The organism is Agrobacterium sp. NPDC089420 (genome assembly GCF_044900305.1).
Classification (GTDB): domain Bacteria; phylum Pseudomonadota; class Alphaproteobacteria; order Rhizobiales; family Rhizobiaceae; genus Agrobacterium.
In genome coordinates, this window is sequence record NZ_JBJDMY010000012.1 from 179,517 (window position 1) to 187,511 (window position 7,995).

The window sequence follows — 7,995 nt, forward strand, 5'->3', positions numbered from 1 at the left end:
TCATGCATTCTCCTTGCATCTGTGTTGAAGCATTGCCGGGGTAACCCCGTAAAAAGTTTCAAGCTCATGGATGAGCCGCTGCCGTTCCGCCGCCGCCCGGGTTGATGACCAGCCAAGCTCGCGCGCCGCGACATCGAGGATGGCGTCGACCAGATCGGCATTGACGACACCGGTAATGGCGAGCGTCGTGCGCCGCAGGATCAGATCGGTCAGGTGCCGGACATGTTCGGAGCGGATCAGCCAGATCACCTCCGCAGCCGTGACCGGCAGATTTTCGCAAAGCGGCGCGTCATCCGGACGCCCCCGGCAAAAGCCCATCAATTCGAAGGCGCGCGAGCCATAGACCAAAGCCAGATGCTCCGCCCGCTGCCGGCCTATTGCAAATTGCTCCAACAGCAGGGCTGGTAGGCGTCCGGCACCGGCAGGAAAATTCCTGCCGCCGCCAATGGGACGGTTCATCGTGCTGGCCAGCCGCTTGCGCCCGAGAAAGGACAGAACCGCGTCGCTCACCTGCTCGCCAAAAGCCCTGAAAGTCGTCCACTTGCCGCCGATCATGCAAAGCTGGGGCGGATCGCCGGCAACGCGGTGAACAAAATGACTGCGGGAAATCCTCCCGGTAAAAGCGGCATCGCTGCGCGGCAGCGGGCGTATGCCGCTGAAACTGAACACGATGTCTGCATGGTCGACAGCGATTTCCGGGAAGACCTGACGGATGGCGTCCAGAATGTAGTCCCGCTCCTCCGGCTCGCACCGCACCCGCTCGGGACGATCCACCTTGATATCGGTTGACCCCGCGAGAACCCGGCCGAGATAGGGAAAGAGGATACAGACGCGGTTATCTGCATTTTCAAAAAAAATCATGTGGCCGTTCAGCGCCTGGAGGAGGGCGTCATTGGCGATGATGAGATGGGATCCCTTGGTGCCCGACACGGTCGGCTTTTGCTTTTCCGCAGCCGGGGCGGCGGCAAGCGCGCCGATCGTTTCGTCAATCCAGGCCCCCGTGGCATTAACGATGACGCGTGGCCGGATCGGCAGCATCTCATCCGCTTCTTCCGGCCGGAGACGATATTCATCGCCGGTGCGGATAAGCTCCGCGTAATTGAGCGCAATGCTTTGCGGCGCATCGGCTGCGGTATCGATCAGGAGTTCCAGCGCAAGCCGTTCGGGCTGGCTTATCCAAGCATCGTAGTAGGTGGCCGAATATCGGATCGCCGGTGTCAGAGCCGGCCAGCGCCGCCGCGTCCTGCCGGCGCTGCGAAACTCATGGCGGGGCAGAATACGGTTCTTCCGGGTAACAAAATCATAAAGCATGAGACCCGCCTTGATGGCGAGCGCCCCCCGGCTCGCCGGCTTGCCGCCGGAGCCGAAAAATGTGGCCGCCGCGTTGAACATGCCGCTGAACACCGAAAAAATCGGGATCGTCGTCGGCAGTGGATGTACCATATGCGGCGCGAGCGTCAGGAGCGCATCGCGTTCCCGCAGCGATTCCGCCACGAGGCCGAATTCGCCATTTTCGAGATAACGCAGACCGCCATGAATCATGCGCGAAGGTGCCGCACTGCAGCCGGAGGAGAAATCGTTACGTTCGACCAGCAGCACCCTCAAGCCTTGCAAGGCGAGATCGCGATAGGCAGCGATGCCGTTGATGCCGCCGCCGATGACGACGGCATCGAAATTACCGTCCTGACGGATGCGACGAAGAGCGTCCTCGCGAAAACTGGGCATAGGAATACCGTTCGCTGGCTAATGACCAGCGTCCCAATGGTGTTGATCGTTTAAAGCGACGTGAGAGACGGGAAGCGAAAATTATGCGCTGTTCGCCTGAAATCCCGTCTCAGCTACATGGTTCAGCTATCCAGCCCGACAAGATGCTCGGCAACGCCGGCGCTGATGAGGGCCAGTTCACTCTCCGTGAGGCGCAGACGCGCCGCAGCGGCGTTTTCCACCGCCTGAACCGGATCGCGCGCGCCGCATAGCGAAAATGTTATGCCCGGCTGGGCAATCGTCCAGGCGATTACCACCTGCGCGACAGACGCCTCGTGGGCGGCCGCCACGGGTTCCAGCACGCCCATCAACCGCGCGATCTTCTGGCGGTTCGCCTGGCTGAAACGGGGATTGCCGTGGCGCTGATCGTCTTCCGCAAATACGCGTTCCGGCCCGACCTTGCCTGACAGGAGACCGAGCGCCAGCGACGAATAGCTGAGAACCGAGACGGAATTCTTCCGACAGGGCGGCAGCAGCGTTGTCTCGATATCCCGCTTCGCCATGGAATATTCTTCCTGGATGGCATCGAGAGCGCCGGTGGCGATATAGGCCGCAAGATCGCCCGGCGAGACATTGCTTGCCCCGATCGAGCGTATCTTGCCCTCCTCCTTCAACCGCAGCAGGGCATCCACTGTCTCGGCAATCGGCGTCGTGGCATCCTGCCAATGGGTGACGTAGTGGTCGATATAATCGGTTCCGAGCCGCTTCAGGCTCTCTTCGACCTCATGCCGGATCGAAGCGGCGCCGAGATAACGGTGAACGGGCTTGCCACCCTGATCAAAGAAATAAGTCCCCTCATTCCCGTGCCAGACGAGACCGCATTTGGTGACCAGCACCACCTTGTCACGCCGGCCCGCAATCGCCTTGCCGACGATGGTTTCCGCAAGTCCCATGCCGTAGGCCGGCGCGGTATCGATCAGGGAAATACCGGCATCGATGGAGGCCTCAATGGCGGCGATGGATTGCCGCTCATCCGTACCACCCCACATCCAGCCGCCGATCGCCCAGGTGCCGAGCCCCACGGCCGATGCGCCGATACCGCTGCCGCCAATCGTCCGGGTCAATATTGCGTTGTCCGTCACGACGTTTCCCCTCCCTCTTGATCCAGTAAATGACCAGCGATCGCCTCATCCACGACGAGCGACGTCAGATAGCGGCCCGCAAGCGTGGCCGCCACCGGCCCGGCCTTAATGGCGCCAGCCGCCACACCAATGATGTTCGGGCACCGGGCAAGCTGCCCGGGATCCAGCGCCACGACCCGTGAGTTGAGATCGATCCGCGCCAACTGCCCGTCCGCCATGGTGAGATGGGCGAGAAATTCGCCGGCAATACCGGCATCCACCAGCGCCTGCCCGCCACGGGCGGCATCCGGCAGAAGATCGTAATAACCGGAACCCGGTGCTTCCACGGAACCGATGCCGACCAGCGCCACCTGCGCCTGTCGCGCCAGATCGAAGACTTCGCGGATTGACGCGACATTCATCAGAAGATCGCGCTGCTCCTCGTCCTCGGCAAATAGCGGCGCATGCAAGAGCGAGGCGCTGCCGCCGAGCTTTTCCGCAAGCTGCGTGGCGAGATGATTGACGTCGGTATAATGCTTGCCCTGCACGCCGCCGGTCAGCGGCACCACCCGCACATCGAAACGGCGCTCCGCCTCGAGATTATCGACCACCGCGCTCACCGCCTTGCCGCCGGTAATCGCGATCACGTCGCCGTCCCGGATCGTCTCCAGCAAGTGATTGGCGGCCACCCGGCCGACCATCTGCAGCACGGTTTCCGGATTGTCGGAAACGGTCGGCGTCACCACCGACTGCCGAAGGCCGAAACGGCGGCTGATTTCGTTTTCGAGGTCAACCAGCCGCTGATAGGGGCTGGCGATGGTGATCTTCACCATGCCCGCCTTGCGGCCGGCCGCAATCATCCGGTTCACCTTGGTATGGGAAAGATTGAGCCGCTCGGCGATCTCCGACTGCTTCACGCCCTCGATGAAATGCAGCACCAGGACGGAATACATCTGTCTCTGTTGATCGAAGTCGTCCTTGATATCCAGCATGATCGTCTTTCTCCAGTTATCCTCGGGCGAGCGAAGGGCGCTCAACGGCGGCGCCTGACCAGATAGTGGTCGAACAGGACCGCAGCCAGCAATATGCTGCCCCTGATGATGTCCTGCCAGTAGACAGACACGTTAAGCAAGGCAAGCGAGCTCGAAACGACCGATAGAAGGATCGCGCCGAGGATTGCGCCCAGAATGGTGCCGGAGCCGCCGGAGAGGCTCGCACCGCCGATGACCGCCGCCGCAATGACGTTAAGTTCCATGCCGATGCCGAAGCTCGGCTGGGCCGAACCAAAGCGGGCCATATAGATCACGCCCGCAACGCCGGCCAGCGTCGAACACAGCGTTGTGGTGGCGAGAACGACGCGGCCGACGCGAATGCCGGAATAGGCCGCAGCCTTCGGATTGCTGCCGGTATAGAACACCTTGCGGAAGGCGGTCGTGCGCCGCAACAGCAGATCGAAGGAAACGACGACGACGGCGAAAATGATCAGCACCAGCGGAATGCCACCGAGTGCACCCTGGCCGATGAACTTGAATTCCGGCGGCAGGGAAAAGAGCCCGAGCGGCCGCCCGCCCGTCGCCAGCAGGCAGACGCCGCGGGCTATCACCATGACGCCCAGCGATACGATGAAATGATGCAGGCCGATCACCGTGGTCAAAAATCCCATCGCTATACCGACCAATGTCGTGAGGCAGATCGCCAGCCCCGCGGCAACCCAGGGATCGACTCCATTCAGGAACAGCCAGCCGGCCGCCACCATCGCGAGCGCCGTGACGGAACCGACGGAAAGATCGATGCCGCCCGAGATCAAGAGTATCGTCATGCCGACCACGACGATGCTTTCGATGGCGAAGACCATGGCCATGGCCCGCAGATTGTCCACGGTCAGGAAATACGGGGAGATGAAGGACATCACCGCAAAAAGCGCGAGGATGATGACGATCAGCCCGGTTTCGCGCGCCTTGAGCGCCGGCTCCCACCAGGCTGCACGGCGAACCGCCGTTTCGGCAAGGCTTGAAGGTGTTTCCGATGTTGCCATTTTCTCGCTCCCTCAGGCTCCCGCCGGGCTTTGCATAATAGTGATCGATGCAAGCTGCATGATCTTTTCCTCCGTCATGTCGTCGCCCTCGACCTCACCCGTGATGCGGCCTTCGCGCACCACCAGCACCCGGTCGCTGACGCCGATCAATTCCGGCAGTTCCGAAGATATGACCACGACCCCAACCCCTTCGCGCGCCAGCTCCCTGATCTGACGGTGGATTTCGGCCTTTGCGCCCACATCCACCCCGCGCGTCGGTTCATCCAGAAAGATCACCTCGGGTTCCACCGACAGCATCTTTGCCAGCGCCACTTTCTGCTGGTTGCCGCCGCTCAAGGTCGATACGGCATCGCCAACGCTGTTCGCCCGCAATTTCAGGCGACGTCCCAACTCATCGGCGCGCTCCGTTTCCTTGCGCCGCTCGATGAAGCCCATGCCGTTCGATATCCTGCCGACATCGAGCGCCGAGACATTGGCGGCGATCGACATGTTGAGGAACAGCCCGTCGCCCTTGCGGTCTTCGGAGAGATAGACCAGCCCCTCCCGGATGCTGTCGCGATAATCCTTGAGCCTTAGCGGCCTGCCGCGCAGCGAGACCTCGCCGCTCGGTTTGCCTTCCAGCCGGCAGACAGCCCGGGCGATTTCACTTCGGCCGGCGCCGATCAAGCCGGCAAGACCAAGGATTTCGCCGCGGCGCAGATCGAAATCGACATCGAAAACGCGTTTTCCTTCGTTCAGTCCCCGAACCGAGAGGATGACCTCGTGCGACTTTTCATCGTCCGAAAGTTTCGGCGGGTAAAGCTTGTCGAGAACGCGCCCGACCATGCTGTTGACGACATCTTCCGGCGAGATCTCGGCAATATTCTCCGTCCTGATATGGCAACCGTCGCGCATGACCGTGATGCGGTCGCAATGTTCGAAAATCTCCGCCATGCGGTGCGAGATATAGATGATCGCAATGCCCCGTTCCGCCAGCCGGTGCATGATCCTGAAAAGCGTCTGTGCTTCGGTTTCGGTCAAGGCCGCCGTCGGCTCGTCGAGGATCAGGATACGGCAATCGAGCGTCAGCGCTTTGGCGATCTCGACGATCTGCTGCTGTGAAATCGACAGGTCGCCGGCGCGGCTGGCAGGATCGATATCGCCGATTTCCCGCAGAATGGCTGCGGCACGTTTCTCCAGATCGCGATAATTCACGAACAAGGAACGGCTTTGACCGGTCTGCGACATGAACATGTTTTCGGCGACTGAAATCTCCGGGCAGAGTGCAATCTCTTGGTGAACGAAACCAATGCCGAGCCGGTTCGCCACATTGGGCGAAGCGATGCGAACCGGCTTGCCATCCAGCAGGATTTCACCACCATCCGGCTGCAGAATGCCATCGATAATATGCATCAGCGTCGACTTGCCGGCGCCATTTTCACCTGCCAGCGCGTGGATTTCGCCCCGCCGCAGCTCAAGCGCGGCATTGCGCAACGCCCGCACGGGACCGAACGCCTTTTGAATATTCGTCATGCTGAGGATGACCTCGCCCATAACGCCCTCCCGAACCTGCTTCTCCCTCGGGACCGGCGAGGCGTGACCCTCGCCGGCTCCACAGCGGCGCGTCAGCGTCCCTTCATATATTCGTTAAGATCGAAGGAAGCGGCATTGGCCTTGGTGATCACGGCGAAGCCATTGTCCATCGAAGGTATCTGCATCGGATTGAAGCCGGAGACCTTATAGTCGTTGAACGGGTCTATCAGGTCCGAATGGGCGCCCAGAAAGGTGTTCATGAAGCCCATGAAACCCTGAACGCCCTGGTTGGGATTGATGGACATGTAGATATTGCCCTGCTTGATATGTTCCAGGGTCGCAGGGGTGATATCCGCATGCAGGATAAGCACCTTCTTCTTCGCCTCAAGGACAGCGGCCGTGGCACCTTCGGCCGAACCGGCTTCGGGAATCCACAATGCACCGAGATTGGGGTTGGCCTGCAGCAACGCGCCGACCGCCTGGTAGGCAAGGTTCGAATCCTGATTGGTGGCCTGCCGGCCAACCAGCTTCATCTGCGGATGGGCGCGCTCCATATAGTCGATGAGAGCGGTCACGCGCAGGTCGTGATTGCTCTGGCCCGGATTTTCCAGAACGGCATATTCGCCCGTTTCGCCAAGCTTCTTGATGATCTCTTCGGCTGCGAATTTCGCCTCGGCGACATTGTCCGACGTGATATAGGCGGTGCGTTTCGACTTCGGCGAATCCGCCGCGAAGGTCGTTACGGAAACACCCGAAGCTATCGCCTTGTTGATGGGTTCGATGAAGGGATCGGCCTGCATCGGATGCAGCAGGATGCCTTTCGGCTTCTTCACCAGTTCCTGCTCGAAGGATGCGATCTGCTTGGTGATGTCATAGTCCGGCGTGCCGGTAAAAGCAGCTTCGCAGCCGAGCGCCTTGGCGGCCTGCTTGAACCCCTCGAAGACCGGCACCCAATAGGGATGGCTGGAGACCATCACATTCATCACATAGGTCTCACCCGGCTCGCAGGCGAATTTGCCCGCGGCAGCGGCCGATGACGCTGCACCGGCGGTCACGGCCACGGCTAAAACACCCACGGCAGCGGTCGATTTCAGAAAAGCCAACATATTCCCCTCCCAAGGACAATGACTTAGTCTGCAATAAATTTTATACGATGTAATTTATTGCACGTCACTTGAAATAGAGGGAAAAACGCGGCCCGTCAACGGGTTTTGCATTTTATTTTCGGTAGTGAAATTTATTTCATATTACAAAAGCGAGGCCTTTTTGAAGCGAGATTCCAAACTTGCCCGTTTGCAAATGCTGAGAGGATCTCGGCGATTTCCGTCTGGTTTTTGCCGGCTTGCGGACATTTCCCATCGGATCAGGCCATGTCGCAGGCTTCAGCGCCTTCAAGAGGACGCTGAAGCCTGGGCCGCCTCCCGCCCTCGCTCAACCCGCGGAGGGAAGTCGCTCCGGTTCAGCAACCATCGGATAATCAGGAACACGCAGAACCAGCAGTTCGCGAAGCGTTTCCGCCTGTATGATGGCGCCGATTTCAGCGGCAGGGTCTGCATCCAGCATCTGCTCGTGAAGGCAATCAAGAGGCCGGTGATAAATTCTGCCGCGGACATGTGGCAGCCA

Annotated in this window: 7 protein-coding genes; all 7 read right to left on the reverse strand. The window is 60.4% G+C overall.

Translation table 11 applies throughout. From position 1 onward, the window contains the following. Entirely contained in the window at positions 1–1,725 is a 1,725-nt protein-coding gene (locus tag ACI2KA_RS18860; RefSeq protein ID WP_404503981.1) for an FAD-dependent oxidoreductase, read from the reverse strand. Positions 1,726–1,847: 122 nt separating this feature from the next. Next, positions 1,848–2,846 (reverse strand): aldo/keto reductase, encoded by a 999-nt coding sequence (locus ACI2KA_RS18865; protein ID WP_404503982.1) that lies wholly within the window; start codon positions 2,844–2,846, stop codon positions 1,848–1,850. After that, positions 2,843–3,817: a sugar-binding transcriptional regulator gene (locus tag ACI2KA_RS18870; protein WP_404503983.1), complete on the reverse strand. Its 975-nt coding sequence runs from the start codon at positions 3,815–3,817 to the stop codon at positions 2,843–2,845. Before ACI2KA_RS18870 ends, ACI2KA_RS18865 begins: the two co-directional genes overlap by 4 nt. A 41-nt stretch (positions 3,818–3,858) precedes the next feature. Further along, positions 3,859–4,860 (reverse strand): ABC transporter permease, encoded by a 1,002-nt coding sequence (locus ACI2KA_RS18875; protein ID WP_404503984.1) that lies wholly within the window; start codon positions 4,858–4,860, stop codon positions 3,859–3,861. A 12-nt stretch (positions 4,861–4,872) separates the two neighbouring features. Beyond that, a complete protein-coding gene (locus ACI2KA_RS18880; protein ID WP_404503985.1) occupies positions 4,873–6,393 on the reverse strand; it encodes a sugar ABC transporter ATP-binding protein in 1,521 nt (506 codons plus the stop codon). Between the two features lie 71 nt (positions 6,394–6,464). Further along, positions 6,465–7,478: a substrate-binding domain-containing protein gene (locus ACI2KA_RS18885; RefSeq protein ID WP_404503986.1), complete on the reverse strand. Its 1,014-nt coding sequence runs from the start codon at positions 7,476–7,478 to the stop codon at positions 6,465–6,467. Between the two features lie 325 nt (positions 7,479–7,803). Next, on the reverse strand, positions 7,804–7,995 hold a 192-nt coding region (locus ACI2KA_RS18890; protein ID WP_404503987.1), incomplete at its 5' end, for a hypothetical protein.